General features: G+C 67.4%; 20 protein-coding genes. 14 read left to right on the top strand and 6 right to left on the bottom strand.

Features of this window, described 5'->3' with window-relative positions:
• Positions 1-154: 154 nt before the first annotated feature.
• Complete coding sequence (locus VGV58_RS20470; RefSeq protein WP_326875863.1) at positions 155-1,459, top strand: aspartate aminotransferase family protein; 1,305 nt, start codon at positions 155-157, stop codon at positions 1,457-1,459.
• 44 nt (positions 1,460-1,503) lie between these two features.
• Here the strand turns inward: VGV58_RS20470 and hemC are convergent, their stop codons facing one another.
• Complete coding sequence (hemC, locus tag VGV58_RS20465) at positions 1,504-2,448, bottom strand: hydroxymethylbilane synthase (protein ID WP_326875862.1); 945 nt, start codon at positions 2,446-2,448, stop codon at positions 1,504-1,506.
• Positions 2,449-2,797: 349 nt separating this feature from the next.
• Here hemC and VGV58_RS20460 point away from each other — a divergent pair, with 349 nt between their 5' ends.
• The 3 genes from VGV58_RS20460 (at position 2,798) to rpiB (ending at position 6,971) form a co-directional block, all read left to right on the top strand.
• Positions 2,798-3,697: an ABC transporter substrate-binding protein gene (locus VGV58_RS20460; protein ID WP_326875861.1), complete on the top strand. Its 900-nt coding sequence runs from the start codon at positions 2,798-2,800 to the stop codon at positions 3,695-3,697.
• Positions 3,694-6,375 carry an ATP-binding protein gene (locus VGV58_RS20455; RefSeq protein ID WP_326875860.1) on the top strand — a complete coding sequence of 894 codons (2,682 nt, stop codon included), beginning with the start codon at positions 3,694-3,696 and terminating at the stop codon, positions 6,373-6,375. Before VGV58_RS20460 ends, VGV58_RS20455 begins: the two co-directional genes overlap by 4 nt.
• 146 nt (positions 6,376-6,521) lie before the next feature.
• Positions 6,522-6,971, top strand: coding sequence for a ribose 5-phosphate isomerase B (rpiB, locus tag VGV58_RS20450; protein ID WP_326875859.1), 450 nt, complete (start codon positions 6,522-6,524; stop codon positions 6,969-6,971).
• 22 nt (positions 6,972-6,993) lie between these two features.
• Here rpiB and VGV58_RS20445 read toward each other — a convergent pair whose 3' ends face one another.
• The 5 genes from VGV58_RS20445 to VGV58_RS20425 form a co-directional block, all read right to left on the bottom strand.
• The gene (locus tag VGV58_RS20445) at positions 6,994-7,710 is read right to left on the bottom strand and encodes a response regulator (protein ID WP_326875858.1); all 717 of its coding nucleotides are present in this window, start codon (positions 7,708-7,710) and stop codon (positions 6,994-6,996) included.
• Positions 7,711-7,907: 197 nt separating this feature from the next.
• Complete coding sequence (locus VGV58_RS20440) at positions 7,908-8,849, bottom strand: ABC transporter permease (RefSeq protein WP_326875857.1); 942 nt, start codon at positions 8,847-8,849, stop codon at positions 7,908-7,910.
• Positions 8,815-9,774, bottom strand: a complete 960-nt coding sequence (locus tag VGV58_RS20435) for an ABC transporter permease (RefSeq protein ID WP_326875856.1) — start codon at positions 9,772-9,774, stop codon at positions 8,815-8,817. Before VGV58_RS20435 ends, VGV58_RS20440 begins: the two co-directional genes overlap by 35 nt.
• 146 nt (positions 9,775-9,920) lie before the next feature.
• Positions 9,921-11,708 (bottom strand): peptide ABC transporter substrate-binding protein, encoded by a 1,788-nt coding sequence (locus VGV58_RS20430; RefSeq protein WP_326875855.1) that lies wholly within the window; start codon positions 11,706-11,708, stop codon positions 9,921-9,923.
• 133 nt (positions 11,709-11,841) lie between these two features.
• On the bottom strand, positions 11,842-12,726 hold the full coding sequence (locus VGV58_RS20425) for a LysR family transcriptional regulator (RefSeq protein ID WP_326875854.1): 885 nt from the start codon (positions 12,724-12,726) through the stop codon (positions 11,842-11,844).
• A gap of 144 nt (positions 12,727-12,870) precedes the next feature.
• Between VGV58_RS20425 and VGV58_RS20420 the strand changes: the two genes are divergently transcribed.
• The 10 genes from VGV58_RS20420 (at position 12,871) to VGV58_RS20375 (ending at position 26,731) form a co-directional block, all read left to right on the top strand.
• On the top strand, positions 12,871-14,430 hold the full coding sequence (locus VGV58_RS20420) for an ABC transporter substrate-binding protein (protein ID WP_326875853.1): 1,560 nt from the start codon (positions 12,871-12,873) through the stop codon (positions 14,428-14,430).
• A 14-nt stretch (positions 14,431-14,444) separates the two neighbouring features.
• Positions 14,445-15,389, top strand: coding sequence for an ABC transporter permease (locus tag VGV58_RS20415; RefSeq protein ID WP_326875852.1), 945 nt, complete (start codon positions 14,445-14,447; stop codon positions 15,387-15,389).
• Complete coding sequence (locus VGV58_RS20410) at positions 15,386-16,270, top strand: ABC transporter permease (protein ID WP_326875851.1); 885 nt, start codon at positions 15,386-15,388, stop codon at positions 16,268-16,270. Before VGV58_RS20415 ends, VGV58_RS20410 begins: the two co-directional genes overlap by 4 nt.
• Positions 16,267-17,232, top strand: a complete 966-nt coding sequence (locus VGV58_RS20405) for an ABC transporter ATP-binding protein (protein ID WP_326875850.1) — start codon at positions 16,267-16,269, stop codon at positions 17,230-17,232. The genes VGV58_RS20410 and VGV58_RS20405 overlap by 4 nt, the downstream gene beginning before the upstream one ends.
• Positions 17,229-18,101 carry an ATP-binding cassette domain-containing protein gene (locus tag VGV58_RS20400; protein ID WP_326875849.1) on the top strand — a complete coding sequence of 291 codons (873 nt, stop codon included), beginning with the start codon at positions 17,229-17,231 and terminating at the stop codon, positions 18,099-18,101. Before VGV58_RS20405 ends, VGV58_RS20400 begins: the two co-directional genes overlap by 4 nt.
• Positions 18,088-20,163, top strand: a complete 2,076-nt coding sequence (locus VGV58_RS20395; protein ID WP_326875848.1) for a hydantoinase/oxoprolinase family protein — start codon at positions 18,088-18,090, stop codon at positions 20,161-20,163. Before VGV58_RS20400 ends, VGV58_RS20395 begins: the two co-directional genes overlap by 14 nt.
• On the top strand, positions 20,160-21,902 hold the full coding sequence (locus VGV58_RS20390) for a hydantoinase B/oxoprolinase family protein (RefSeq protein WP_326875847.1): 1,743 nt from the start codon (positions 20,160-20,162) through the stop codon (positions 21,900-21,902). Before VGV58_RS20395 ends, VGV58_RS20390 begins: the two co-directional genes overlap by 4 nt.
• The gene (locus tag VGV58_RS20385; protein ID WP_326875846.1) at positions 21,899-23,056 is read left to right on the top strand and encodes a DSD1 family PLP-dependent enzyme; all 1,158 of its coding nucleotides are present in this window, start codon (positions 21,899-21,901) and stop codon (positions 23,054-23,056) included. The genes VGV58_RS20390 and VGV58_RS20385 overlap by 4 nt, the downstream gene beginning before the upstream one ends.
• A 567-nt stretch (positions 23,057-23,623) precedes the next feature.
• Positions 23,624-25,375: an ABC transporter permease gene (locus VGV58_RS20380; protein ID WP_326875845.1), complete on the top strand. Its 1,752-nt coding sequence runs from the start codon at positions 23,624-23,626 to the stop codon at positions 25,373-25,375.
• Positions 25,376-25,399: 24 nt separating this feature from the next.
• Positions 25,400-26,731 carry an ABC transporter ATP-binding protein gene (locus VGV58_RS20375; RefSeq protein ID WP_326875844.1) on the top strand — a complete coding sequence of 444 codons (1,332 nt, stop codon included), beginning with the start codon at positions 25,400-25,402 and terminating at the stop codon, positions 26,729-26,731.
• The last annotated feature ends 28 nt before the right edge of the window (positions 26,732-26,759 follow it).

The following is a 26,759-nucleotide window of genomic DNA, read 5'->3' as shown; positions in this document are numbered from 1 at the left end:
TTGCCTTTCCGGATTCGTCGTGGGGAATCGCTAGCATGTATGGTCTGGAATACCAATCAGGCCCGCTGCTCGCGGAAGTATGTTGTATTATGTTTATATCATTGATACCTATTTCGCTGTTTTGATGCCCACCCGACGCCTTTGCGAGACAGTGATGAGTGACAGCCTCGACGCCGCAGACCGCCAGCGCTTCGCCGGCTCCTATGCGCATCGCAAGACCGCGCTGTCCCATCTCGCCTATGGCGTCTCCTCGACCCCGCGCGCAACGCAGAATCCGGTGGCGATCACGATCGAGCGCGGCGAGGGCGCCCATGTCGTCGACGTCGACGGCAATCGTTTCGTCGATTACGCGCTCGGTTACGGCCCGCTGATCCTCGGCCATACGCCTCCGTCAGTGATCGCCGCCGTCCAGGACGAGCTGAGCCGCGGCCTGCGGACCGCGAGCGTGCATCGCGGCGAGGCCGAGCTGGCCGAGCTGATCGCGGCCTGCGTGCCCTCGGCCGAGCAGACCAGCTTCGTCAGCACCGGCACCGAGGCGATCCAGCTCGCCCTGCGAGTCGCGCGCGCCGCGACGGGACGCGTCAAGATCATCAAGTTCCGGGCCAATTACCATGGCTGGGCTGACGGCATCCATGTCGGCAACGCGATCGGGCAGGACGGCGCCTCGGCCCTCGGCCAGGACCCGCAGGCGGCCCAGAGCGTGACGCTGCTGGATTGGGGCGATGCCGGGCAGGTCGAGGCGGTGCTCGATTCCAGCTTCGCCGCCGTCATCGTCGAGCCGGCGGCGATCAATGGCGGCTGCTTCGAGCCGCCGGCCGGTTTCCTCGAGCGGCTGCGGACGGCAACGCAGCGCTGCGGCGCGCTGTTGATCTTCGACGAGGTGATCACCGGCTTCCGCCTCGCCCTCGGCGGTGCGCAGGAACGCTATGGCGTGACGCCGGACATCAGCGTGCTCGGCAAGGCGCTTGGCGCCGGCCTGCCGATCAGCGCGGTCTCGGGCAGCCGCGCGGCGATGGAGGTTCTGTCGAGCGGGCGCCTGATGCATCGCGGCACCTTCAACGGCAACCCGCTCTCGGTGGCAGCCGCGATCGCCTGCCTCAAGGTGCTGCAGGCCGAGCGCGGGGAGATCTATCCGCGCATGGACGGGTTCGCGGCGCGGCTGTGCGGGTTTCTGAACGATCAGGCTGCGCGTCGCGGCGTTCCGGTCCGGGCGCGCCAGTCTGGAGCGGCCTTGCAGATATTCGCCGCCACGGGGCCGGTCGAGACGCTGCGCGACACGGCAAAGGTCGATAAGGACAAGACGCTGGTCTTCACCGGCGCCTTGCTCAGGCAGGGGGTGATGACCTTGCCGCGGGGGCTCTGCTACCTGTCATCGGCCCATAGCCTCGCCGATATCGAGGCGACCGAGGCTGCGATCGCGGTAGCGATGGAGACGATGGCGCAATCGACGGCCGCGTGAGGCGGCCTGGATCGCAGTGGCTTCGGTAGAGTGCCGAAGCCGCCTCAGGATTGCAGCATCTTGAAGTGGCTGCAGAATTCCCGATAGCTCGACTGCAGGATCTTCTCGCCGCCGCGGGTTTTCAGTGTCTCGGCGACGGCGAGGCCGAGCTCCTTCGCCTGCTCGCCCGGCTCGTCCTGCGTCGCGACGACCCGCTCATGGCCGTCGAGCGAGGTGATCTGGGCCTGCAGGCTGAGCCGCTCGTCCTGCCAGTTGCAGACGGCGCCGACGGGCAGGCTGCAGCCGGCCCCGAGCGCATGCATCATCTCGCGCTCGGCATCGACCTCGGCCCGGGTCTTCCTGCATTCGATCGAGCGCAGGATCTCGACCAACTCGCTGTCCTCGCTGCGCGCCTCGATGCCCAGCGCCCCCTGGCCGACGGCATAGGGGAATGCGACGGGGTCGAGGAATTCGGACGACTTGCGCCCGAGGCCGAGCCGCTCCAGCCCGGCATGGGCCAGGATGACGGCGTCGAGCGCATCGTCACCTTCGATCTTGGCGAGCCGCGGGCCAATATTGCCGCGGATGGGAACAACGGTGACGTCGGGACGCAGGCTGAGGATCTGCGCGCGGCGGCGCAGCGAGCCGGTTCCGACCCGCGCACCTTCCGGCAGGTCTTCGAGCGCCGAGCCGCACAGGACATCGCGCGGATCTTCGCGCTTGGGCACCGAAGCCAGCGTCAGCCCGTCGCGGAGGATGGTCGGCAGGTCCTTGAGGGAGTGGACGACGAAATCGACGTCCTTGCGAAGCAATTGCTCCTCATGCTCGGTCGTGAAGACGCCGATCATGCCGAACTGATGGAACTCGGAAACCCTGTCGCGATCGGCGACCGTGGAGATCGGGCAGATCTCGAATTCGATATGCGGATGTAATGCCTGAATTGAACCAATTACAAAGTTGGTTTGCGTCATGGCAAGGGGACTGCGGCGGGTGCCAACGCGGAGAAGCATAATTCGTGAACCTGTTTGCGCCGTGCACGCGCGATCGGCCCCCGTCTAGCAGTTGCGATCCCGGAGTGAAAGTGCGGCAGATTCGCCGGCTCGGGAGTGCTCCCATGGGAGTTTTTCGGTGCCGCACGCGCTGAAAATGCCGGGAAAGGCCGCTCCCTGCCTTCCGCGACCATCTCCCCTCGACGCGAACGGGCGGAGCATGCAAATTATCCACTAGGGAGCGGCCGGCTCCTTCCTTCATCTGGTTCACTGCATGTATCGCCGCTCCCTCCTGGTTGCCCTGGCAACATGCGGCCTTGCGCTATCGGGGCGGCCGGCGCGCTCGGCGGAGCCGGTCAAGCGGATTTCGATGTTGATCGGGTTGCCGCTCGACCATCCCATCGTGAGCGCGCGGGTGGCCGAGCTCTATCGGCTGCTGGCCGATCGCGGCTGGGTCGAAGGCAAGAATCTGCGGGTCAGCTGGAGAGTCTGGGGAACGAGCGAGGCGGACCTTGCCCGAGGCGCCGCCGAGGTGGTCGCCGAGAGCCCGGACATCATCGTCGTCGGTTCCAGCGCCGAGACTGCGGCCGTGCTGGCGAAGACCCGGCGGATTCCGGTGCTGTTCGGGACGGCCTCCGATCCGGTCGGGAGCGGCTTCGTGCGCTCGCTCGAACGCCCGGACGGAAACGCCACGGGCTTCAGCAACAACGACCCTGCCATGTCGGAGAAATGGGTCGAGCTTCTGACCGAGATCGCGCCGGCGACGCGGCGCATCGGCGTGGTCTTCAATCCCCATACGACGCCGGCGGCCGGGGCGACCTATCTCGCGCGCCTGCAGGCGACGACGCCAGCCGGAGGGCTGGCCTTCGAGACGATCCAGGTGACCGAACCATCCGCGATCGATAGCGCGATCGCGGGATTCGCCGACAAGGGAGCGGGTGGCGGCCTGGTCTTCCTGCCTGACAGCTTCACCTACCGAAACGCTGCGCTCTGCACTGCCACTGCGGCGCGCCTGGCCCTGCCCGCCATCTATCCGTTCGATACCTTCACCTTGCAGGGCGGATTGATGTCCTATGCCGGGGCGCGGGAGGAGACAGCCGAGATGCTGGCCTCCTATATCGACCTCATCCTGCGCGGGGCCGACGTCGCCGAACTGCCAGTGCAATTCTCGCGCAGCTTCGAACTGGTCATCAATGAGAAGGCGGTTGCGGCGCTGGGGCTGAGCCTGCCGGCCTCGCTGCGGATTCGTGCACAACGGATCCTGTCGTGACGCAGCAGGATCGTCCGGCAGGACAGGAGGGCACGCCACGCCGGCGCGGCGAGCTCGCCCGCAAATATGCGCTCTTCGTCGGCCTTGCGATCTGCCTTGCGCTCGGGCTCAACACGGCGATCGCGACCTTCTTCGCCTTCTCCGACCAGAGGGCGCTGCTGGTCCGGGTCCAGCAGGAGCAGGCCAGGGCGGCGGCCCAGAGGATCGGCGCTTTCGTCGCCGACATCATGGGGCATCTCGACTGGGCCTCCCAGAGCGGCGCCAGCAGCAATTCGCCGGAGGAGCGCCGGCTCGACGGCCTGCGGCTGATGCGGCAGGTTCCCGCCGTCCTCGAACTACGCCAGATCGACCCGGTGGGGCGCGAGCAGCTGCTGTTGTCGCGCTACGCGCGCGACCGGGCGGATGGCGGCACCGACTGGTCGACCGATCCCGGCTTCCAGGCGGCCCTGGCACAGGGCAGTTTCCACAGCGAGGTTGAATTCCGGCGCGGCTCGGAACCGCATATGGTGCTGCTCAAGCGGGCGGCGTCGCCTCCCCACTGGGTCGCGCGGGCGACCGTCAATCTCGTTTTCATCCGGGAACTGGTCTCGCGCCTCAAGGTCGGCGAGGCCGGCCGCGCCTATATCGTCACCCGCTCCGGGCGACTGATCGCCCATCCCGACCTGCGCTTCGTGCTGCGCAACACCAACCTCGCCGCGCTCGTGAACGCACATGAAGCCGCAGGAGCGGCCAGAGCCGGGCTTTCGGTGACGGATATCGAGGGACGGCGCGTCCTTTCGGTCATGGCACCGGTTCCGGATCTCGACTGGAACGTGGTGATCGACCTGCCGGAGAGCGAAGCCTTCGCGCCGATCCATGCCTCGATCCTGCGCTCGCTCACGGTGCTGCTCCTGGCCCTGTTGGTCGCGGTGCTGGCCGGCATCATGCTCAGCCGCAGGCTGGTCGCGCCGATCAAGACCCTCGGCGAGGGGGCCGCGCGGATCGGCCGCGGCGAGCTCGACGCGCGAATTGCGATCCGGACCGGTGATGAGCTCCAGGAACTGGGCGACCGATTCAACGTGATGGCCGAGCGCCTGGCGGAAAGCCGCGCCGTGCTGGAGGACAAGGTCGCCGAGCGCACCGCGGCCCTGGAACAGGCGCTGCAGTTGGCTTCCGCAGGGCAGCGGACGGCGGAGGAAGCTACGCGAGCCAAGTCCCGGTTCCTGGCGGTGGTCGGGCACGACATCCGCACGCCGCTGGCCGGCGTGCTCGGCGTCCTCGAGCTGATCGACCGCCGCCGCATGAGTCAGCGCGACCGCCGCCTCGTGGCCATGGCCGCGACCTCGGGCGAGGCGCTGGTCGACCTCGCCAATGCGACGCTCGACCTGTCGCGGCTGGAAGCCGGAACCGAAAGTCTCGATCGGCGCGATTTCGACCTCGGCGCTCTCCTTGGCGCCGCAGTGGCGCTGATGCGGCCGCTGGCCGAGCAGAAGGGTCTTGCCCTCACGCTGCGCCCACCGTCCGACGGGCTGCGCCTGCACGGCGATGCCGGCAAGATCCACCGCATCCTGGTCAACCTGCTGCGCAACGCGATCAGCTTCACCGAGCAGGGAAAGGTGGAACTCGGGGCCGAATTGCAGCGCGCCTCGCCGGGGAAAGGCCTCGACCTGACTTTGACCGTTCGCGATACCGGCATCGGTATCGATCCGGTCATGCAACGGCAGATCTTCCAGGATTTCGTGCAGGTCGATCCGGAAACCGGGCGGCGCAATGGTGGCGTCGGGCTCGGCCTGGCGATCTGCAGCAAGCTGGCCGAGCTGATGGGCGGCTCGATCTCCGTCGCCAGCGCCAGAGGTCAGGGCAGCACCTTCTCGGTCAGGCTTCCGGTGACGGCGGCCAAGGCCGCGGCCCGGCCAGGCGAGGTGGCGACGGGGCAATTGCAGACGATTCTCGTGGTCGATGACGATCCGGTCACGCGGGAGGTCGCGCGGCTGATGGTCGGCAAGGCCGGCCACAAGGTGCAGGCTGCCGCTTCCGGCGAGGCCGCGCTGAAGACGCTGCGCCGGCGGTCCTTCGATCTCGTGCTGCTCGACATGCACATGGCGGGAATCGACGGCATCGAGACCGCCCTGGCGATCCGCGAAATCACCGGGATCGCGCAGCCGCGCATCGTCGCACTGACGGCCGATGTCTCGCCGGAGACGATGCGGCGCATGCGTGCGGCGGGATTGACCACGATCCTGTCGAAACCGATCACCTCCGCCGCCCTGCTGCAGGTGATCGGACGCGGCAGCCGCCGCGCTGGCCGGAGCCAGGTCGTGGCGCTTTCGGCCGAGCAGCCCGTCGATGCTGCCTTCTTCCGGACGCAGCGTGGGCTGATCGGCCATGAGCGCACGCGGCAGCTCGTGGTGCTGTTCGCGACTGTGTCTGGGGCGATCCTGACCCAGATGCAGGCCGCCCTGCCAGTGTCCGATCGAAGCGAGCTGCGGCGGCTGGCGCATCAATTGGGGAGCTCGGCCGGGGCGGTCGGGCTCGGGCAGGTCCTTGCCCTCGCGAGCGCGCTCGAACGCGACGCGGCGAAAGCCGACCGGGAAGCGCTCATGGCTGCCGTCGAGGCGCTCGGGTTGGCCCGCAGCGACGCCCTGGACGCCTTGGCCATGCTGGAGGCGGAGACACCGGCGGCTGCCGAGGCAGTCTGAGATCAGATGGCCCCCTGGCACTTTCCGATCCGGCCGGCGCGCGAGAGTCTGAGGCATTGACGAGACAAGATGCGGGCGAGACAAGACGCGCCTGATCCAACCCGGCCGGGTTGCCGGCCGGCCTTCGGAAAAGGGGCGACTTCGCCATGACAGCCAGCAACCGCATCGTCCTCTCCAGCGACCATGCCGCCATCCCGCTCCGACAGGCCATCGCCGTTCATGTCGCGGCCCGGGGCTGGGTTGTGGTCGATATCGGGCCAACGGTGCCGGAGAGCACGCCTTATCCCAAGCATGGCGAAGCGGCGGCTCGGCTCGTCGCCTCCGGCGACTGCCGGCTCGGCATCATCCTGTGCGGTACCGGGCAGGGCATCATGATGGCGGCGAACAAGGTCATGGGCATCCGCTGCGGCGTCTGCTCCGACACGTTCTCTGCCCGCATGATCCGCCAGCACAACGACGCTAACATGCTGTCGATCGGTGCGCGCGTGGTGGGCGAGGGGCTGGCGCTCGACATCGTCGATGCGTTCCTGGCGGCCGAGTTCGAAGGCGGCCGGCATGCGGCACGGGTGGAGATGATCGGGGCGCTCGAGGGCTAATGCCGTCATCGCCTCCGGCGCGCTAGATGCGCTCGACAGGGACGCCGATCTTGTAGCCCTTGCCGCTGACGGTCGCGATGATCCCGGACTTGGCGGTATCGCCCAGCTTCTTGCGCAGGCGCGCGACCAGGGCATCGACGCTGCGTGCGTCGACATCGGTGAAGCGGTTGCTGATGACCTCGATCAGATAGTCGCGGCTGAGGGGATGGCCATTGCTCTCGATGAGCGCGGCCAAGAGGTCGAACTCGCCGCGGGTCAGGCGCATGGGCTCGCCATTGTTCATCGCGAGCTCGCGGCGCAGCAGGTCGATCGTGAACGGTCCGAAGATCGCGACGGTATTGCGGCGCGCCGTGTCGCGCTCGGTCCGGCGGCGGCGCAGCAGCGAGCGGGCCCGGGCGAGCAGGTCGCGCAGGTCGACTGGCTTGCTGACATAGTGATCGCCGGCAAGCTCGAGCGCGACGATGCGATCGACATCGGCATCGCGCCGCGTCACGAAGATGATGCCGGCATCGGAGGTCGACTGGAGTTCCCGGGCGAGCTCTAGGCCGTCGCCGTCGGGCAGGACGACATCGATGAAGATCAGGTCCGGCCTGAAGCGTCGCACTGCCTGCTTGGCCTGAGCGATGGTCTCGGCTTCCTCGACCTGGAAGCCCTGGTCGGTGAAGTAACCCGCTATGACCGCGCGGGTAACGGGGTCGTCCTCGACGATGACGAGCCGGTCGCTGGATAGCGGATCCATCAGCCCTGCTTCCCCTGTCGGCGCTCCGAATTCTGGCGCGATTCGGCCGGCGGGACGATTCTACAGGGATCGATGCGCCGCAAGCGATCGAGCCTGCGGATGTTGACGGCTGTTCACCGCGCGGTCAAAGGCCAAGCCGGCCGCGGCGACGGCGCCGCCAGGCCGGATCAGCAGCCTGGCGGCGTCGCGTCATGTGCTCAGATCACGCGGCGCGGGTCGAGGGCGTCGCGCAGGCCGTCGCCGATGAAATTGATCGACAGGACGGTCAGAAAGATCGCCGCGCCGGGGAACAGTGCCCAGTGCGGAGCGGTGTCGAGATGGTCCTTGGCATCGAAGAGCAGACGCCCCCAGGTCGGGATATCAGGCGGGAAGCCGAGGCCGAGGAAGGAGAGCGTCGATTCCGCGATGATCGCCGAGGAGACCTCGATCGTCGAGGCGACGATGACCGGGCCGACCGCGTTGGGCAGGATGTGCCGCGTCATCTGGCGGAACTTGGTGGCGCCCTGGGCCTTGGCGGCCTCGACGAACTCCTTCTCGCGCAGCGAGAGGAACTGTGCCCGGACCAGCCGCGCGACCGGCATCCAGCGCAGGCCGCCGATGACGACGACGATCAGGATGAAGACGCCGCCCTCGACGCCGAAGACCGCCTTGAGCTGCTCGCGGAACAGGTAGATCACGAGCAGCAGCAGCGGCAGCTGCGGCAGCGACAGGAACAGGTCCGTCACCCACATCAGCACGGGGTCGGCGATCTTGCGCGACATGCCGGCCGTGGCGCCGATCAGGACGCCGACGGTGGTCGCGACCACCATGGCGGCGAGGCCGACGGCGAGCGAGATGCGCCCGCCATACATCATCCGCGCCAGGATATCCTGGCCAAGATCGTCGGTGCCGAAGGGATGCGCCAGCGACGGGCCCTGGAGCTGCGCCGAGAAGTCGATGTCGTTGATCGGGACGGGCCAGAACCACGGGCCGACGACGACGCCGAGGATCAGCAAGGCGAGGATGACCGCGCTCGTCATGGCGAGCTTGTGACGGCGGAAGCGCCGCCAGGTTTCACGGCCGGGCGAGACCGATATGGTCGCCCCGGCGTTGCCCACGGCCGGATCAGCCGAAGGAGATGCGAGGGTCGAGCCAGCCATAGAGCAGATCCGCGATGAGGTTGAAGAGGACGACCAGGCAGGCGAAGACGAAGGTCACGGCCATGATCACGGGGGTGTCGTTGGCGAGGATCGCGTCGATCAGCAGCGAGCCGATGCCGGGGATCCGGAAGATCTGCTCGGTGACGATGGCACCGCCGAAGACCGCCGGCATCTGCAGGGCAACGAGCGTCACGACCGGGATCAGCGCATTGCGGGTGATGTGCCGGAGCGTGACCCGCTTTTCGCTCAGGCCCTTGGCGCGTGCCGTCGTGACGTAGTCCAGCCGGATCACGTCGAGCACGGCCGAGCGGACATAGCGCGTGTACGACGCCGCCTGGAACAGGCCGAGCACCGTGATCGGCATGATCGCCTGGCGGAACATCTCCCAGTACCAGCGCCAGCCGGTGGCCGCGATGTCGGAGCGATAGACGAAGGGGAACCAGTCGAGCTTGATCGAGAACAGCAGGATCAGGAGCAGGCCGGTGAAGAAGGTCGGCAGAGAGAAGCCGACGAAGGCGAGCGTATTGGCGATCTGGTCGAAGACCGAATAGGGCCGCGTCGCGGCAAAGATGCCGACCGGCAGCGCGATGCAGAGCGCCAGGATCTGCGAGGTGCCGACGACGAAGAGCGTGGTCGGCACGCGTTGCAGGATCAGGGTGTCGACATTGATCCGGCTGGCGAAGGAGAAGCCCCAGTCGCCCTGCGCCATGGCCGAGAGCCAGCGCAGATAGCGCACCATGATCGGGTCGTTGAGGCCGAAGCTGGCGCGCAGGGCCTCGCGTACCTCGGGTGGGACGTTGGGGTTCGTCGCCATCTCCGAGAACGGGTCGCCCGGCGCCAGCGCCAGGACCGTGAACAGGATCAGGCTGATGCCGAGCAGGCTCGGTATGGCGATCAGCAATCGCCGCAGAAGATAAGTCGCCATCAAGGATTTCCGTGAAGCGGGGTGTCGCTAAAGCAAGCCGCACGCGCTGATGGCGATGGGACGCCACCAGGGCCGAGGCAGCTCGCGTGGAGCGGCAGGGGCCGCTCGCGGACGGTAAGGGTTGTCCGCGAGCGGTTTAGCCAGCCTCAGCTGCGATACCAGGCAGCCACGTTCCAGGTGTCGACGTCCCAGCCGCTGTGATCGTGCATCAGGTTGGTCACCGAAGCGGCGACGCGGGTGCGCGAGAGCAGAGGCAGGATCACATTCGCTTCACAGAAGATCTCGTCGACCTTGATCAGCAACGCGGCGCGCTTGGCCGGGTCGAGCTCCTTCTGGGCAGCCTTGTAGGCTTCGTCGGCCGCAGGATCCGAATAGCGCGAGACGTTCCGGCCTAGCCACTTGTTCTCCTTGTTGGCGATCTCCCAGGAGGTGAACTGGTTGAGGAAGCGTTCCGGATCGGGTTGCGGCTGCGTCGTCGTGTACATTTCGATGTCGACGTAGAGCTTGGTGTAGGTGTCGGGGTTCGCCACGTCGGAGGAGAAGAACACCGACGCCGTCACCGACTTCAGCTCGAGGTCGATGCCGGCCTTCTGGCAGGCCTGCTTGATGATCGCCTGCGTCTTCTGGCGCGGGGCGTTGATCGAGGTCTGGTATACGTATTTGAGCTTCTTGCCGTCCTTCTCGCGGATGCCGTCGGAACCGCGCTTCCAGCCGGCCTCGTCGAGGATCTTGTTGGCCTTGTCGATGTTGAACTCGTATTTCAGCTTCTGCGACCGGAACTGCTTGGGCTCGTTGACGAAGCTCGCCGTTGCCCGGCCGCCGCGGCCATAGATGAACTTCTGGATCGAGTCGCGGTCGATCAGCAGGTTGAACGCCTGGCGCACCTTGGGGTCCGACAGGGTCGGGTGCTTGGTCTTGATGCTGGAGCGCTCGCCATCGACCTCGGTCCACGGATCGGTCGTGTTGAGGATGATGAACTCGATGTCGCCCGACGGCACGGCGCTGACCTTGCCGCGGCCACCCGTCTCCATTTTCTTGAGGACCTCGTCCTCGACCTGCAGGTTCCAGGCGTAGTCGAATTCGCCGGTCTGCAGCACGGCGCGGGCCGCCGAGACCGCATCGCCGCCGCCCTTGACCTCGATCGTGTCGAAATGCGGCTGGTTCTTGACGTGATAATCCTCGTTGCGCGTGCCGGTGAGAATGTCACCCGGCTTGAACTCGACGAACTTGTAGGGGCCGGTGCCGACCGGCTTCAGATTGGCCGGGGCTTCACGCGACTTGGCGCCCTTGTACTCGCCGAAATGGTGCTTCGGAATGATCTGGCCGACGACGCCGACAAAGGGATCGGCCCAGAACGGCGTCGCTTCCTTGAAGATGACCTTGACGGTGTGGTCGTCGACCTTCTCGACCTTGATGTTGGTGTAGGAGCCGGTGGTGTAGGCGGCGGTCGCAGGATCGGCGGCATATTCCCAGGTGAAGACGACGTCGTCGGCGGTGAAGGGCTTGCCGTCATGCCATTTGACGCCCTGCTTCAGCTTCCAGGTCACCACCTTGCCGTCTTCGGAAAGACCGCCATTGGCCCGCGTCGGCACCTCGGCCGCAAGCTGCGGGGTGAGGTTGCCGTCCTTGTCCCAGCCGGCGAGCGGCTCGAAGAAGATGCGTCCGGCGATCTGGTCCTTGGTGCCGCTGGCGAAATGCGGGTTGAGCAGGGTCGGCGCCTGCCAGAGCAGGATCTTGAGCGGCCCGCCGCCGCCGGCCTTGGTCGGCTTGTATTGCAGCGAGGCCTGCGCCATCGCGACGTCGTTCCAGGCCAGGATCTGCGAAGCGATCGGCGCGGTGATGCCGACAGCAGCCAGTCTGCGAATGAAGGAGCGGCGGGAGATCGCGCCATCCTTCACGTTCTCGATCAAGCCGCTCAGCGTACGCTCGTCCATCATATTCCCCTGTCTTAGCTGGCCTATTATGAGATGGCCCGAAGGGGAGCGTAATGCATGCTCGGCCCGGCGGCTATGCCCTGTTTCGGCCGTAATTCCGGCAGTTCGCCTGGATAGAGGGCATGGCGCTGCGTCAGCCCGTCGCGATTTCGCGCGCGAGATTGGCGAGATAGCCGCACTCGTCGGCGGATTCGTTGTTCCACCACATCGCGCAAAGATTGTGCGAGGGGATCGGCGGATCGGCTTCGAGCACCCGCAGCGCAAGCTTCTCGCCGGAGAGGTGGATCATCTCGCGCGGGATCATCGCCGCTCCGGTGCCGGCGCTGGCGAGGCGGGCGATCACGGTCAGCGGGTTGCAGGTGTTGAGGCGGCGCGGCTTCAGCCCATGCGCGCCGAACCACATCTGGATGGTGGTGAACAGGCCGGACGGCGAACTGTTGGTGAAGATCGGCAGGTCGACCAGGTTCTCCGGCGTCGCGACATTGCCGGCGAAGGGCAGGCCTTCGCCCACCACCCAGACGAGGTCGATCAGCCAGAGCGGGATGATCGTGACCCCTTCATGGGCGCGCGGCTGCGAGAGGAAGGCGATGTCGATCGAGCGGTCGAGCAGGAGCTGCTCGAGCCTGGTGCTGAAGTCGACGGTGACGTCGACCTGCAATTCGGCATGGCGGCGCGCCAGCTGGGCGAGCAGCTCCGGCAGGATGGCGGCGGCGAAGGAATCGGCGGCGCCGATGCGCAGCAGGCTCTTGCCGCGCAGGCCGTCCTTGCTGTGGCGCTGCACCTGCTCGGCATGAGCCAGCATGCGCTCGACATCGGCATAGATCGCATTGCCCAGCGTCGTCGGCACCGGGCGGTAGAGCGAGCGGTCGAAGAGCTCGCCGCCGAGGATGCGCTCGAGCTCCTTGATCCGCAGGCTGACGGTCGGTTGCGACAGGTTGAGGTGCAGGGCCGCGGCGCGGAAGCCGCCGAGCCGGGCCACCCAGTAGAACGCTTCCGCCTGACCGAAGGTATAGCGCATCGCCAGAGATGATAGCCGGAGGCAATCAAGCGGCAAGCACTTCTTATTTTTATTCGCCGCTTCAGCATTCTAGCTTTCCCAAGTTCGGCGCGGCGCCGGTCTCCGGCGCCGCCAAGGCATTGCCAATAAAACAGGGGGACTCCGATGCTGACCGTGCCGACAAATCGCCGTGCGTTTCTCGCAGCTGCAGCAGGCGGCGCTCTCGGTGGCCTTTTGCCCGCGAGCCTGCTCCACGCCCAACCGAACAACGGCAAGACGCTGACCATCGTCCTGCCGAGCAATCCGATCACCATCGATCCGATAAACCAGCTCAATCACGACGCCATGGTGCTCGGCCAGACCGTGTTCGAGAACCTGGTCGAATACGATCTCGACGGCGTGCTGAAACCGCAGCTCGCCAAGGCCCTGCCGACCGTATCGGCCGACCAGAAGACATACACCTTCGAGCTGCGTGACGACGTCACCTTCCACAACGGCACGAAGATGACGGCGGAGGACGTGAAATACTCCTTCGACTATCTCCTCGACCCCGCCAACAAGGCGCTCCGTCGGCCGATCTTCGCAAAGATCGCGAAGGTCGTTGTGCTCGATCCGCTCAAGGTCCAGGTCGAGCTCGCCGAGCCCTATGGGCAGTGGGTCTATTTCCTCACCAAGTACATGGGCATCTTCCCGGCCGGCTCGCGCAAGGAGCATGGCGACGAGTATTTCAAGCAAAGGCCCGCGGGCGTCGGGACCGGCTTCGGCGTCTTCGAGGAGTGGAAGCCGAACGACTACATCAGCTTCAGGAAGAACCCGAACTACTGGCGCAAGGGCCTCCCGGCCTGGGACCGGCTCGTGGTCAAGATGATCCCCGAGGATGCGACGCGCGTCGCCTATCTGCTGACCGGGCAGGTCGACATCATCAGCGCCCCGCCGCCGCGCGAGTTCAATCGCCTGAAGACCATGCCGAACGTGACTGGCGCCTCGCGGCCGACGCTGGGCGGCTCGCTGCTGATGTTCACCAACAACCTCAAGGCGCCGTTCGACGATGTGAACTTCCGCAAGGCGCTGGCTTGCGCCACGGATCGCAAGACCATAGCCGACAAGGTCTATTACGGCCTGCTCGACCCGACCGGCGGGCTCGCGCCGCCGCGGGGCTGGTGGTACAATCCCGAGGCCGACAAGGAAATCGCCTTCGACCTGGAGAGGGCGAAGCAGTTCCTGGCCAAGTCGAAATACCCTAACGGCGCCGAGATCGACATCAGCATCCAGGCCGAGCCCTATCTGCTCGACACCAAGGACGCGGCGATCTTCCTCCAGGCACAGCTCGCCAAGATCGGCATCAAGCTCAACCTCAAGGTCTACGAGTTCTCGGTGCTGATCCAGCAGATCGCCCGGGGCGAGCATCAGATGGCGATGCAGGTCTACATGTCGCCGGGCGAGCCGACCTATACGATCGCCAATACCGTGATGCCCGGGCAGTTCCTGTCGAAGAGCACGGGCTACGACAATGCCGAGCTCAATGCATTGATGTCGGCCGCCTTCGCCGAAAGCGATCAGGCCAAGCTCAAGGACATCTACGGCAAGATGCAGATGATCCTGGCCCGCGACGCGCCGATCGGCGTGCTCGGCTTCGTCCACGCCTCCAATCTCTGGCGCCAGGGCGTGCAGGACTTCAAGGTGAACCAGGCGCTGACGATGAGCGTCGGCAACGTAAAGCTCTGAGGGGCTGATCGCTCATGCTCCGCCTGGTGGCAGGCCGTATCGTCTCCTCGATTGGCACGTTGCTCTTCGTCGGTCTCGCGCTCTTCGCGCTGACGCGCTCCGGTCCGGGCTCCCCGGCCCGGATCGTGCTCGGGGCCGATGCGACGGTCGAGCAGATCGCGCAGTTCGAGCAGGCGCACGGCCTCGACCGGTCCTTCCTCTCGCAATACGCCGCCTGGCTCGGCGACGTCACGCGCGGGGATTTCGGCAAGTCCTTCGTCACCGGCCGCGACGTCGCGGCCGAGATCGCCAATGCGTTGCCGGTGACGCTGGCGATCGTGCTCTTCGCCTTCCTGATCGCGCTCGTCCTCGGCATCGGCATCGGCGTGCTTTCCGCGCTCAAGCCCGGCGGCGCCTTCGACCGGGTCAGCCGCTTCGCCTCGGTGCTCGGCCTGTCGATCCCGGCCTTCTGGCTCGGCATCGTGCTGATCCGCTTCCTCGCGGTCGATCTGCGCCTGTTGCCGCCCGGCGGCTATGTCCCGCTCTCGGCCGGCCTCACGCTGCACCTGCAGAGCATCCTGATGCCCTCGCTCTCGCTCGCGGTCTACTACATCGCCGTGCTGGCGCGGATGACGCAGGCCAGCCTGCAGGAGACCTTGCGCGGGGACTATGTCCGCACTGCCCGTGCCATGGGCCTCTCCTCGCGCCAGGTGGTGTTCTACGCGCTGGTCAACGCGCTGCCGCCGGTGGTCAATCTCGCGGCGCTCTCCTTCGGCTACATGTTCGGCTGGGCTCTGATCATCGAGCAGGTCTTCAACATCCCCGGCCTGTCGCGCGCCCTGCTGAACGCGATCTCGCAGCGCGACTTCCTCTTGCTGCAGGGCATCGTCTTCCTGTTCACCGCGATCTTCGTCTTCGCCAATCTCGGCGCCGACCTGATCAACCGCGTGCTCGATCCGCGCCAGAGGGCGGCGGCATGAGCGGCCTGCGCAAAGCCCTCGATGGCCTCGACTGGAGCGGTTGGTTAGGCGCCGGCATCGTCGGGCTGATCGTGCTCGCCGCGATCTTCGCGCCGCTGATCGCGCCCTATGACCCGCTCGCGCTCAACATCGAGGACAGGCTGGTCGCGCCCGATGCCAGCCATTGGCTCGGCACCGACCAGGGCGGCCGCGATGTCCTCAGCCGCATCCTGTTCGGCGCGCGCGCCTCGCTTTCGGTGGGGATCGGCGCGGTGTTGATCGGTGCCCTGATCGGCGTCTCCGCCGGGATCTTCGCCGCCTACAAGGGCGGGCTCGGCGAGCAGGTCGTGATGCGTATCGTCGACGGCGTCGCCTCGATCCCGCTGCTGGTCTGGGCGATCGCGATCGTCGGCATCCTTGGTGTCGGCCCATTGCCAGTCGGGCCGCTGCTCTTGCCGAACGAGGTCAAGATCGTCGTCCTCGTCGGCGGCCTGTTCTCGCCGGTCTTCGCCCGCGTCACCTATGCGGTGGCCAGGCGCATCGCCGGGGCCGACTATGTCCGCGCCCGCTTCCTGCAGGGCGCCTCGCACTGGCAGATCGTCGTCGGCGACGTGCTGCCGAACTGCCTGTCGCCGATCATCGTGCAGGGCACGCTTCTGGTCGCGATCGGCATCGTCATCGAGGCCTCGATCAGCTTCGTTGGCCTCGGCGTGCAGCCGCCACAGCCGAGCTGGGGCACCATGCTCTCCGATGCCCGCAGCGCGATCTATTCCGGCGAATGGTGGCTGCCGGTCTTTCCGGGCCTTGCCATCTCGCTGACGGTGATCGGCTTCAACCTGCTCGGCGACGCGGTGCGCGAGCTGTTCGACCCGCGCAGCGAAGCCAGGACGCTGGTCGCATGAGCCCGGCTTTGCTCAGCGTCGAGGGCCTGCGCGTCGGCTTCCGCTCGGCCGATGGCGGCATGATCGAGGCGGTGCGGGGCGTCGATTTTTCCGTCGCGCCGGGTGAGGCCGTCGGCATCGTCGGCGAATCCGGCTCGGGCAAGAGCCTCAGCATGCTGGCGGTGATGCGCCTGCTCGGCGCGCCGGCGCGGGCCACCGGCGGGCGGGTGCTCTTCGACGGCGAGGATTTGCTCGCCGCCGATGAGAAGCGGATGCGGGCGCTGCGCGGGCGCGACATTGCCATGGTCTTCCAGGACCCGCAGAGCTCGCTCAACCCGGCGCTGACCATCGGCCGCCAGATCACCGATGTGGTTCGTGCCCATCGTGGCGTCTCGTCGGCCGAAGCCAGGCGCATCGCGGCGGAGGCGCTCGAGCGCGTCGGCATCCGCGAGGCCGGCCGGCGCCTCGCCTCCTATCCGCATGAATTCTCCGGCGGCATGCGCCAGCGCGCTTTGATCGCCATGGCGATCGCCTGCCGGCCGCGCCTGCTGATAGCCGACGAGCCGACCACCGCGCTCGACGTCACCGTGCAGGCCCAGATCGTCGACCTGATCGCAGAGCTGCGCCGGGAGCTCGGCCTCGCCGTCGTCTTCATCTCGCACAACCTCCAGCTCGTCGCCGAGATCGTCGACCGCGTCGTCGTCATGTATGGCGGCAAGGTCGTCGAGGACGGGCCGGTGGAGGCGATCGAGCGCGCGCCGCGCCATCCCTATACCGGTTTGCTCAAGGCCTGCGTGCCCAGCCTCTCCGGCCCGGTCGGCCCGCTCACCGCGATCGAGGGCGCGCCGCCGCGGCTCGGACGCCTGCCGGCAGGCTGCCCCTTCTCGCCACGCTGCCCCGACGCCATAGAGTCCTGCGCCAGTGAGATGCCGGCGCTCATCGCCGAAGCCGGGCACCGCACCGCCTGCTGGAGGCCGCGATGACCGGCCCGATCCTGTCGCTGCGCGGCGTCTCGAAATCCTTCCCGCAAGGCGGGCTGTTCGACCGCCTGCTCGGGCGCGACAGCCGGCTCGTCGCGCTCGACGATGTCAGCCTCGACGTCATGCGTGGCGATGTCGTCGGTATCGTCGGCGAGAGCGGCTCCGGCAAGTCGACCCTGGCCGGTCTTGCGGTCGGATTGGCGAAGCCGACGTCCGGAGAGGTGCTGCTCGACGGCGCGCCGATGTCGGAACTGATGCGCGACCATGCCGGGCCGTGGCGCCGGCGGGTGCAGATGGTCTTCCAGGATTCGAGCAGTGCGCTGAACCCGCGCAAGAGCGTGGCGCGTTGCCTCGGCGAGACGCTGGCGCTGTGCGGCGTGCCCAAGACGCAGCGCGACAGCGAGATCACAGACCTGCTGACGCTGGTCGGGCTCGGTCCCGAGATCGGGCCGCGTCTGCCGCATGAACTCTCTGGCGGTCAGCGCCAGCGCATCGGCCTGGCGCGGGCGCTGGCGATGAAGCCGGAGGTGCTGATCGCCGACGAGCCGGTCTCGGCGCTCGACGTCTCCCTGCAGGCGCAGGTGATCAACCTGCTCTCGCGCCTGACCAGCGAGCTCGGCCTGACGCTGCTCTTCATCAGCCATGACCTTGCTCTGGTGCGCACGCTGTGCAGCCGCATCGTCGTGATGCGGAAAGGGACGATCGTCGAGCAGGGGCCCTGCCTCGATGTGCTCGACCGGCCGCAGCACCCCTACACCCAAGCCCTCATCGCCGCCGTGCCGAAAGGCCTCGCCGGCCGGCGCACGCCGTTGCCGGTCCGTGCCGGCGCGGCGGCTCCAGAACCCCGGGAAGACATCCATGGCGCAGCATAGCTACCGGATCGGCATCGACATTGGCGGCACCTTCACCGATGTCGTGGTCGCGCGCGATGACGGGCTGATCGAGACCCGCAAGGTGCCCTCGACCCCGGACGATTACAGCCGCGGCATCGCCCAGGCGCTGAAGGCGCTGGTCGAGGATTACCAGACCACGCCCGACCGCATCACCGGCATCGTCCATGCGACGACGGTCGCGACCAACGCCATCCTCGAATACAAGGGTGCCCGCACGGGTCTCCTGACGACCGCAGGCTTCCGCGACGTGCTCGAGATGCGCCGCCTGCGCATCCCTGTGCTCTACGACCTGCAATACGACAAGCCGAAGCCGCTGGCGGCGCGGCGCCTGCGCCTCGAGGTCAATGAGCGGCTCGGCCCCGATGGTTCCGTGCGTGTGCCGCTCTCTCGCGAGGATGTCGTCGCGGCGGCGCAGCGCTTCCGCGAGGAGGGCGTTGAGGCTGTCGCGATCAGCTTCCTGCACGCCTACGCCAATCCGCAGCACGAGATCGAGGCCGAGGAGATCCTGCGGGCTGAGCTCGGCGAGGCCGTCTATATCTGCCGCGGCTCGGAGATCCTGCCGGAGATCCGCGAATACGAGCGGACCTCGACCGTGGTGGTGAACGCCTATATCGGCCCGGTCGTGCGCAACTATGCCAGTGCGCTGACGGCACGGCTCGCCTCGATCGGCGTCGGCTGCCAGGTCGAGATGATGCATTCCGGCGGCGGTATCATGCGGCTGGGCTCGGCGGTGAAGCGGGCGGCTTCGCTGGTCGAATCCGGTCCGGCCGCGGGCGTCATCGCCTGTGCGCGATTGGTCTCAGGCGGTGACGAGCCGAGCATCATCTCCTTCGACATGGGCGGCACCACCGCCAAGGCGGCTCTGATCGAGCACGGCGAACCGGCCCGCACCACCGAATACGAGGTCGGCGCCGGCATCAACCTGTCGAGCAAGCTGGTCAAGGGCGGCGGCTATCCGATCAAGATGCCCTTCATCGACGTCTCCGAGATCGGGGCCGGCGGTGGCAGCATCGTCGCGATCGACCGGATGAACCAGGTCTCGGTCGGCCCGCAGAGCGCCGGCGCCTGGCCGGGGCCGGTCTGCTACGGGCTCGGCGGCAAGCAGGCGACGCTGACAGACGCCTTCCTGACGCTGGGCTACATCAACGACATCGCGCTCGCCGGCGGCAGCTTCCCTCTGCAAGCCGATGCCGGTCGCGCCGCGCTGAACGACCAGGTCGCCCGCCCGCTCGGTCTCGACCTCCAGCAGACGGCGCGCGGCGTGCTGACGCTCGCGGTCACCACCATGACGCGGGCGGTCAAGGCGGTCTCGACCTATCGCGGCCGCGATCCGCGCCAGGCGACCCTGGTCGCCTTCGGCGGCAACGGGCCGGTGGTTGCAGCCGAGGTCGCGATGGCGCTCGGCATCCGGCGCGTCATCGTCCCGCGCGCCGCCGGCGTCTTCAGTGCGCTCGGCCTGCTGCGTTCCGATGTCGAGCAGGAGTTCGTGCGGCCGTCGCGGCGGCGGGCAGGGGAACTCGACGATGCCGGGCTGGAACAGCTCTTCGCCGAACTCGGCGCCGATGCCAGCCGTATCCTCGCGCTCGAAGGCTACGATCTCGCGCAGGCGGAATTCCGCTATGCCGCCGACCTGCGCTATGTCGGCCAGGCCTATGAACTGACCGTACCGGCGAAACGCTTCGACCTCGCCGAGCTCAGCGAGCTGTTCCACCGCGAGCACGAGCGCACCTATGGCCATCGCTCGCAGAAGGATGCGGTCCATCTCGTCAACGCCCGCCTGACGGCGCGCCTGCCGCTGATCGCCCCGCGCCATCAGTTCGCGGCCGAAGCGCCGATGCGGCGGGCGGACCGGACCGTCTCCTTCAACGCCAGTGGGCCGGCTGCCTCGATCGCCGTGATCGGCCGGGCCGACCTCGATGCTACGGCGCGGCGCGGGCCCTTCGTCATCGAGGAATACGACTGCACCTGCGTGGTCGGCCCCGGCCAGAGCGCGCGGCTCGACGAGGCCGGCAATATCGACATCGCCCTGGAGGCCGCATGAGCATGTGCGAGATCGACCCGATCACCCTCGAAGTGATCCGCAACGCGCTGGCCTCGACGGCGGACGAGATGGCGCTGATCGTGATGCGCTCGGCCTATTCGCCTGTGGTCCGCGACATCATGGATTATTCGACCGCGCTCTGCGACGCCAAGGGCCGGGTGATCGCGCAGGGCCTGACCCTGCCGATCCAGCTCTGCTCCTTCCCGCGCATCATGGGCTTCGTTAGAGAGCGCTATGGCGACGGGCTGAAACCGGGCGATGTGCTGATCGCCAACGACCCCTATGGCTCGGGCGGCCAGCATCTGCCTGACATCTACATCCTGAAGCCGATCTTCGTCGCCGGGCGACTCTCGGGTTTTGCCGCCACGGTGGCGCATCACACTGATCTCGGCGGCATCGTGCCCGGCAGCGTCGCGATCTATGCGACCGAAATCCAGCAGGAAGGCCTGCGCCTGCCGCTGCTGAAGCTCTACGAGGCCGGTGAGCCGGTCGACGCGGTCTTCCGCATCCTCGAGGCGAACACGCGCTCGCCGGTCGAGGTGCTCGGCGATATCCGCGCCCAGATCGCCGCGTGCAACGTCGCGGAAGAGGGGCTGAAGACGCTGATCGGCCGCTACGGCGCGCAGGAGCTGGACGCCTATATCGACGCGCTGCACGACCATGCCGAGGCGATGATGCGCGACGTCATCCGGGCCTTGCCGAACGGCGTCTATCGCGCCACCGACTATATCGACGGCGTCGGCGAGAACCCGCAGCCGCTGCCGATCGTCGCGACCGTCACCGTCGCCGACGACACGATCGACATCGACTTCACCGGCACGGCCGAGCAGGTCGCGGCCTCGATCAACTGCCCGATCTCGCTGCCGGAATCGGCCTCCTTCTGTGCGATCCGCTGCCTGTCGCAGCAGGACATCCCGAATTGCGAGGGGTATCTGCGGCCGATCACGGTCCGCGCGCCCGAGGGCTGCCTGGTCAATCCGCGCTATCCCGCCGCCTGCGGCGCGCGCGGCGTCGTCGGCTATCGCGTCTTCGATGCGATCATGCAGGCGCTGGCGCAGATCGTGCCGGAACGGGCCATGGGCGGTTCCGAGGGCGGGCCCTATCTGCTGGCGGGCGGTGGCACGCATGAGGGATGCCCCTTCGTGCTCAACGAAATGGTGGTCGGCACCTGGGGTGCGCGCGCCGGCAAGGACGGCATCGAGGGCATCTCCAACCCTGCCGCCAACCTCTCCAACCAGCCGGTCGAGATGATCGAGGCCGACATGCCGGTCGAGGTGCTGCGCTATGGGTTGGTGCCCGATACCGGCGGGCCGGGCGAGTTCCGCGGCGGGCTCTCTTTCATCCGCGAGTTCCGCTTTCTGGCGCCGATCCGCTTCGTGCTGCGCGGTGATCGCCGCGATCACCCGCCCTTCGGCTTCGAGGGCGGCAGCCCTGGAGCGCCTTCCGCTCACATCTTGATCCGCGCCGACGGCACGGAGCAGGGCCTGCCGACCATGCCGATGGAGAGTTTCACCGCACGCGCCGGCGACGTCTTCCGCCTGATCGGGGCAGGGGGCGGCGGCTATGGCGATGCGCTGCAGCGCGATCCAATCCGCGTCGAAGACGACCTGCGGGAAGGGAAGGTCACGGTGGAGGGGGCCGCGTGTGACTATGGCGTGGTCTTTGCCGCCGATGGCGTGAGCATCGATCGCGACGCCACGACCCACCGACGCGTCGCACTTGCGGAGGCAAGGACATGAGCAAGGCCCTGTTCGGAGCGGCTGCGCTCAACCAAAAACTCGTTGGCGAACAAGGCAGCCGAGCGCGCTTGGAGACACCGGCGGCGGTGCTCGACCTCGACCTGTTCGAGCATAATATCGCGCTAATGGCGCAGACCTGCCGCAAGGCCGGGCTCAACCTCCGGCCGCATGCGAAATCGCATAAATGCGCCGAGATCACCCGCCGGCAGATGGCGGCGGGAGCGCTCGGCAATTGCTGCGCCAAGCCGGGCGAATTGCTGGCGCTGTTCGAGGGCGGTGTCCGCGACCTCCTGCTCAGCGCCCCGATCGCCAGCCCGATCAAGATCGACGCGCTGGCGCGCGCTGCGGCGGCTGGCGGGCGCATCGGCGTCGTGATCGATCGGGCCGATCTTGCGACGGCTTATGCTGAGGCGGCGCAGCGACATGGCACGGCTTTCGACGTGCTGGTTGATCTCGATGTCGGGTTGAAGCGAAGCGGCGTTGCGACGCCGGCCGAGGCGGTCGAGCTGGCAAGGCTCGTTTCCGGGCTGGACGGACTGCGCTATCGCGGCGTCCAGGCCTATCAGGGCCGCGTCCAGCATATCGACGACTTCGCCGCGCGCCGCGCCGCCAACCAGGAGATGGGCCGGTTGCTTGCCTCAATGCTCCACGCTTTGCGCGAGGCAGGCTTCGCGCCGGAGATCGTCTCGGGCGGCGGCACCGGCAGCCATCTCCTCGACGGCGAGGACAAGCTGCTGACCGAGATCCAGGCTGGCTCCTATGTCTTCATGGACGAAGCCTATGACAGCGTCGACATGCATGGCCGCGGCGGCCCGGAATTCAAGCCGGCGCTGCGCATCGCCGTTACCGTGATCGGGCACAGCTCGCTCGGCTTCGCCATTACCGATGGCGGCAGCAAGAGCTTTGCGCTCGACGGCCCGCCGCCGCGCGTTTTCCTGGCCGGCGAGCTGGTCGGGCGGATCGAATGGTGCGGCGACGAGTTCGGCCGCATCTTGCCCGCGGAAGGGCAGGGCACCTTGCCGATCGGCACGGTCGTCGAATGCACGATCCCGCATTGCGATCCGACGATCAATCTGCACGACGTTCTGCACGTCGTGCGCGGGGGTGATCTCGTGGCGCAATGGCCGGTCGAGGCGCGCGGCCGCGCCGATTGATCCAGAGCCGCCGGTCGTGGCGGCAGCGCTATACCAAGGTATCGGCCGCGATCCCATCGTCCGATTGATCGCGGCTGCTCCAGGGCGCAGAGAGCGGACGTCTTCGCGGCGCTGACCGCGAAGCGCTTTCGAAACAGCCGGCTTTCCGTCGCAGGGACGTGGCCATGCCGACCGATCGCGCGCAGCACTCGCTGCGGCGCGCGTCGTCATGTGCCCCGCTCATTCTTCGGACGGCTCCACCGGGATCGGAGAGGTGGGCCATGAACAACGTCGTCGCATTTCGGCATTCTGTAACCGCCTCTATGCAGGCGCCGGGATGGCCCGGCCTTCGCCGGAGCAGCCGCACGCTTCCGCACGCGGCCATGCCGAGGCGGCGGGCTCTGGTTGCGGAATGGCGGGTCAGTGCCACGGATGGGCGTCTCGAGTGCCGCTGGCGCAGCGAGGGTGGCGAGTGCCGTGACGAGGACGGCAGTCGTCGCTCACCTCGCAGGCGCGCTGCCTGAGCAGAGCGCATCGTCCGCAAGTCTGGCCGCCGGTCGCGGCCGCCTCCTTACCGCCGAGGCTCCCATGGCGTTTCTGTCGAATCGTGAGGCCGGGCGCAGCGCGCTCGCTACCCTGGCGCGCAACCGCGTCCTGCCCAATCTCTATGACCTCGCCGCACTCGCGCTGCTGGCCGCGCTCGCCGTCCTCGCGCTGCACAGCGCGGCGGCGATGCGCGCGCCGCTCTCGGGCCTGGCCACCGAGCCCGTCGTCCTCGATCCGGCGCTGCTGCCGGACTATGCGCTGCGCACGACCGTCAGGATGTTCGCGGCGATCATCGCCTCGCTCGTCTTCACCTTCACCATCGCGACGCTGGCGGCCAAGAGCCGGCGCGCCGAGATGGTGATCATTCCGGCGCTCGACATCCTGCAGTCGGTGCCGGTGCTGGGCTTCCTGACCTTCACCGTCACCTTCTTCATGGGGTTGTTCCCGGGCAGCCAGCTCGGCGCCGAATGCGCCTCGATCTTCGCGATCTTCACCAGCCAGGCCTGGAACATGGCCTTCTCCTTCTACCAGTCGCTGCGCACGGTCCCGCGCGATCTCGACGAGGTCAGCCGCAGCTTCGGGCTGTCGTCCTGGCAGCGCTTCTGGCGGCTGGAGGCACCCTTCGCCATGCCCGGCCTGGTCTGGAACACGATGATGTCGATGTCCGGCGGCTGGTTCTTCGTCGTCGCGTCCGAGGCGATCACCGTCGGCGATACCACCGTGCAGTTGCCGGGCCTCGGCTCCTGGCTGGCACTCGCCATCAAGGAGCAGGATTTCACCGCCGTGGCCTGGGCGGTGCTGGCGATGGCGATCGTGATCGGTCTCTACGACCAGCTGTTGTTCCGGCCGATCGTCGCCTGGGCCGACAAGTTCCGCTTCGAGCAGACCGCCGGCCAGCAGAAGCCGCGTTCCTGGGTGCATGCGCTCGCCCGGCGCACCCGCCTGCTCAAGCGCCTGACGGCTCCGCTTGTCTGGCTGGGTAGCCGGCTGCTGCTGGTGCGCGTCCGTAGTGTGCAGCCGGCGCGCCGTGAGGTCAGTGCGGGTACCAGCACGATGCTCGACCGGGCCTGGCTCGCCTTGATCTTCGCCATCGGCGCCTGGGCGATGTGGACCGCCATCGCCTATCTCGGGCAGAGCCTGTCCTGGTCTGATGCCTGGGACCCGCTGCTGCGCGGCCTCGTCACCTTGCTGCGGGTCACCCTGCTGATCGTCGTCGCCAGTGTGATCTGGATCCCGCTCGGCGTCTGGATCGGCCTGCGCCCGGCCGTCGCGGAGCGCGTCCAGCCGGTGGCGCAGTTCCTCGCAGCCTTCCCGGCGAACGTGCTGTTCCCCTTCGCGGTCATCACCATCGTCGCGACTGGCGCCAGCCCCGACATCTGGCTCTCGCCGCTGATGGTGCTGGGCACGCAATGGTACATCCTGTTCAACGTCATCGCCGGGGCGAGCGCCTTCCCGACCGATCTGCGCGAGGCGGCGAGCGTCTACCAGTTGCGCTCGTGGACGTGGTGGCGGCGCGTCATGCTGCCGGGGATCTTCCCCTATTACGTCACCGGTGCGCTGACCGCGTCCGGCGGTTCCTGGAATGCCAGCATCGTCGCCGAAGTCGCGAGCTGGGGCGACACCAGGCTCGAGGCTTATGGTCTTGGCGCCTACATCGCCAATGCGACCGAGGCCGGCGACTTCCCGCGCGTCGTCCTCGGCATCGCCGTCATGTCGCTCTTCGTCACGCTCTTCAACCGCCTGCTCTGGCGCCCGTTCTATGTGATGGCGGAGCGCCGGATGCGCCTCGACTGACCCTTTTCGCAGGAGGATGCCGCCATGAACGAGATCATCGCGACCCGCGATTTCAAGGCCGGGAAGGCCACTCCGCTCGTCAGTGCCAAAGAGGTCTGCCAGAGCTATGACAAGGGTACGGCCGGCTCGCTGGTCGTCCTCGACAAGGTCGATGTCGAGCTCAGGCCCGGCGAGATCGTCGGCTTGCTCGGCCGCTCGGGCTCGGGCAAGTCGACGCTGCTGCGGGCGATAGCCGGGCTGATCCAGCCGAGCGGCGGCACCGTCACCTTCGAGGGGCGGGCCGTGACCGGGCCGAGCTCGGGCGTCGCCGTGGTGTTCCAGAGCTTTGCGCTATTCCCCTGGCTGAGCGTGCTGGAGAATGTCGAGCTCGGGCTGGAGGCTCAGGGCGTCGCGCCGGCCGAACGGCGCAAGCGCGCGCTCGCCGCCATCGACCTGATCGGCCTCGACGGCTTCGAGAGCGCTTATCCGAAGGAACTCTCCGGCGGCATGCGCCAGCGCGTCGGCCTGGCGCGTGCGCTGGTGGTGCATCCCAAGGTGCTGCTGATGGACGAGCCGTTCTCGGCGCTCGATGTCCTCACCGCCGAGACGCTGCGCACCGACCTGCTCGACCTCTGGTGCGAGAGCCGGATGCCGATCGAGGCGATCCTGATGGTGACGCATAATATCGAGGAAGCGGTGCTGATGTGCGATCGCATCCTGATCTTCGGCTCCAATCCCGGCCGCGTCATCGCCGAGCTGAAGGTCGAGCTGCCGCAGCCGCGTGGCCGCCTCGATCCCGCCTTCCGCACCTTGGTCGAGGACATCTATGCACGCATGACCGCGAAGGCGGGCACGCCGGCGCGCGACGGCTTCTTCCCCGGCACCGGGATCGCCATGGCGCTGCCGCGGGTCTCGACCAATCTGATGGCGGGGCTGATCGAGACGATCGCCGGCGCGCCCTATCGGGGCGAGGCCGATCTGCCGCCGCTCGCGGCCGAATTGCATCTGGAGATCGACGATCTCTTCCCGGTGGCCGAGACGCTGCAGCTGCTGCGCTTCGCCGATCTCGAAGGCGGCGACATCAGGTTGACTGCCGCCGGCTTACGCTTCGCCGACGCCGATGTCGACGGACGCAAGCGCCTCTTCGCCCAGCAGCTCGCGGCCTATGTGCCGCTCGCCGCCCATATCCGGCGCGTGCTCGACGAGCGCTCCAGCCACAAGGCGCCGGCCCCGCGCTTCCGCGACGAGCTCGAGGACCATATGTCGGAGGACTATGCCGCGACGACGCTGAAGGCGGTGACGAACTGGGCCCGCTATGGCGAATACTTCGCCTATGACGAGGACGCCGACCTGTTCACGCTGGACAATCCGAGTTGATGCCCGGACTGGACAGAGCGGCCATCGG

Origin of the sequence: Allobosea sp. (assembly GCF_035944895.1) — a bacterium.
GTDB lineage: Bacteria > Pseudomonadota > Alphaproteobacteria > Rhizobiales > Beijerinckiaceae > Allobosea.
Note: the sequence above shows the minus strand (reverse complement) of the source record. Positions and strands in the feature narration are given on the sequence as shown.

Coding starts and splice junctions, on each gene's coding strand:
- VGV58_RS20390 (WP_326875847.1), top strand. CDS start 20,160: ATGAGCATGTGCGAGATCGACCCGATCACCCTCGAAGTGATCCGCAAC.
- VGV58_RS20440 (WP_326875857.1), bottom strand. CDS start 8,849: ATGGCTGGCTCGACCCTCGCATCTCCTTCGGCTGATCCGGCCGTGGGC.
- VGV58_RS20460 (WP_326875861.1), top strand. CDS start 2,798: ATGTTGATCGGGTTGCCGCTCGACCATCCCATCGTGAGCGCGCGGGTG.
- VGV58_RS20395 (WP_326875848.1), top strand. CDS start 18,088: ATGGCGCAGCATAGCTACCGGATCGGCATCGACATTGGCGGCACCTTC.
- VGV58_RS20470 (WP_326875863.1), top strand. CDS start 155: ATGAGTGACAGCCTCGACGCCGCAGACCGCCAGCGCTTCGCCGGCTCC.
- VGV58_RS20425 (WP_326875854.1), bottom strand. CDS start 12,726: ATGCGCTATACCTTCGGTCAGGCGGAAGCGTTCTACTGGGTGGCCCGG.
- VGV58_RS20405 (WP_326875850.1), top strand. CDS start 16,267: ATGAGCCCGGCTTTGCTCAGCGTCGAGGGCCTGCGCGTCGGCTTCCGC.
- hemC (WP_326875862.1), bottom strand. CDS start 2,448: ATGCTTCTCCGCGTTGGCACCCGCCGCAGTCCCCTTGCCATGACGCAA.
- VGV58_RS20445 (WP_326875858.1), bottom strand. CDS start 7,710: ATGGATCCGCTATCCAGCGACCGGCTCGTCATCGTCGAGGACGACCCC.
- VGV58_RS20420 (WP_326875853.1), top strand. CDS start 12,871: ATGCTGACCGTGCCGACAAATCGCCGTGCGTTTCTCGCAGCTGCAGCA.
- VGV58_RS20430 (WP_326875855.1), bottom strand. CDS start 11,708: ATGGACGAGCGTACGCTGAGCGGCTTGATCGAGAACGTGAAGGATGGC.
- VGV58_RS20385 (WP_326875846.1), top strand. CDS start 21,899: ATGAGCAAGGCCCTGTTCGGAGCGGCTGCGCTCAACCAAAAACTCGTT.
- VGV58_RS20410 (WP_326875851.1), top strand. CDS start 15,386: ATGAGCGGCCTGCGCAAAGCCCTCGATGGCCTCGACTGGAGCGGTTGG.
- VGV58_RS20375 (WP_326875844.1), top strand. CDS start 25,400: ATGAACGAGATCATCGCGACCCGCGATTTCAAGGCCGGGAAGGCCACT.
- rpiB (WP_326875859.1), top strand. CDS start 6,522: ATGACAGCCAGCAACCGCATCGTCCTCTCCAGCGACCATGCCGCCATC.
- VGV58_RS20415 (WP_326875852.1), top strand. CDS start 14,445: ATGCTCCGCCTGGTGGCAGGCCGTATCGTCTCCTCGATTGGCACGTTG.
- VGV58_RS20435 (WP_326875856.1), bottom strand. CDS start 9,774: ATGGCGACTTATCTTCTGCGGCGATTGCTGATCGCCATACCGAGCCTG.
- VGV58_RS20400 (WP_326875849.1), top strand. CDS start 17,229: ATGACCGGCCCGATCCTGTCGCTGCGCGGCGTCTCGAAATCCTTCCCG.
- VGV58_RS20380 (WP_326875845.1), top strand. CDS start 23,624: ATGGCGTTTCTGTCGAATCGTGAGGCCGGGCGCAGCGCGCTCGCTACC.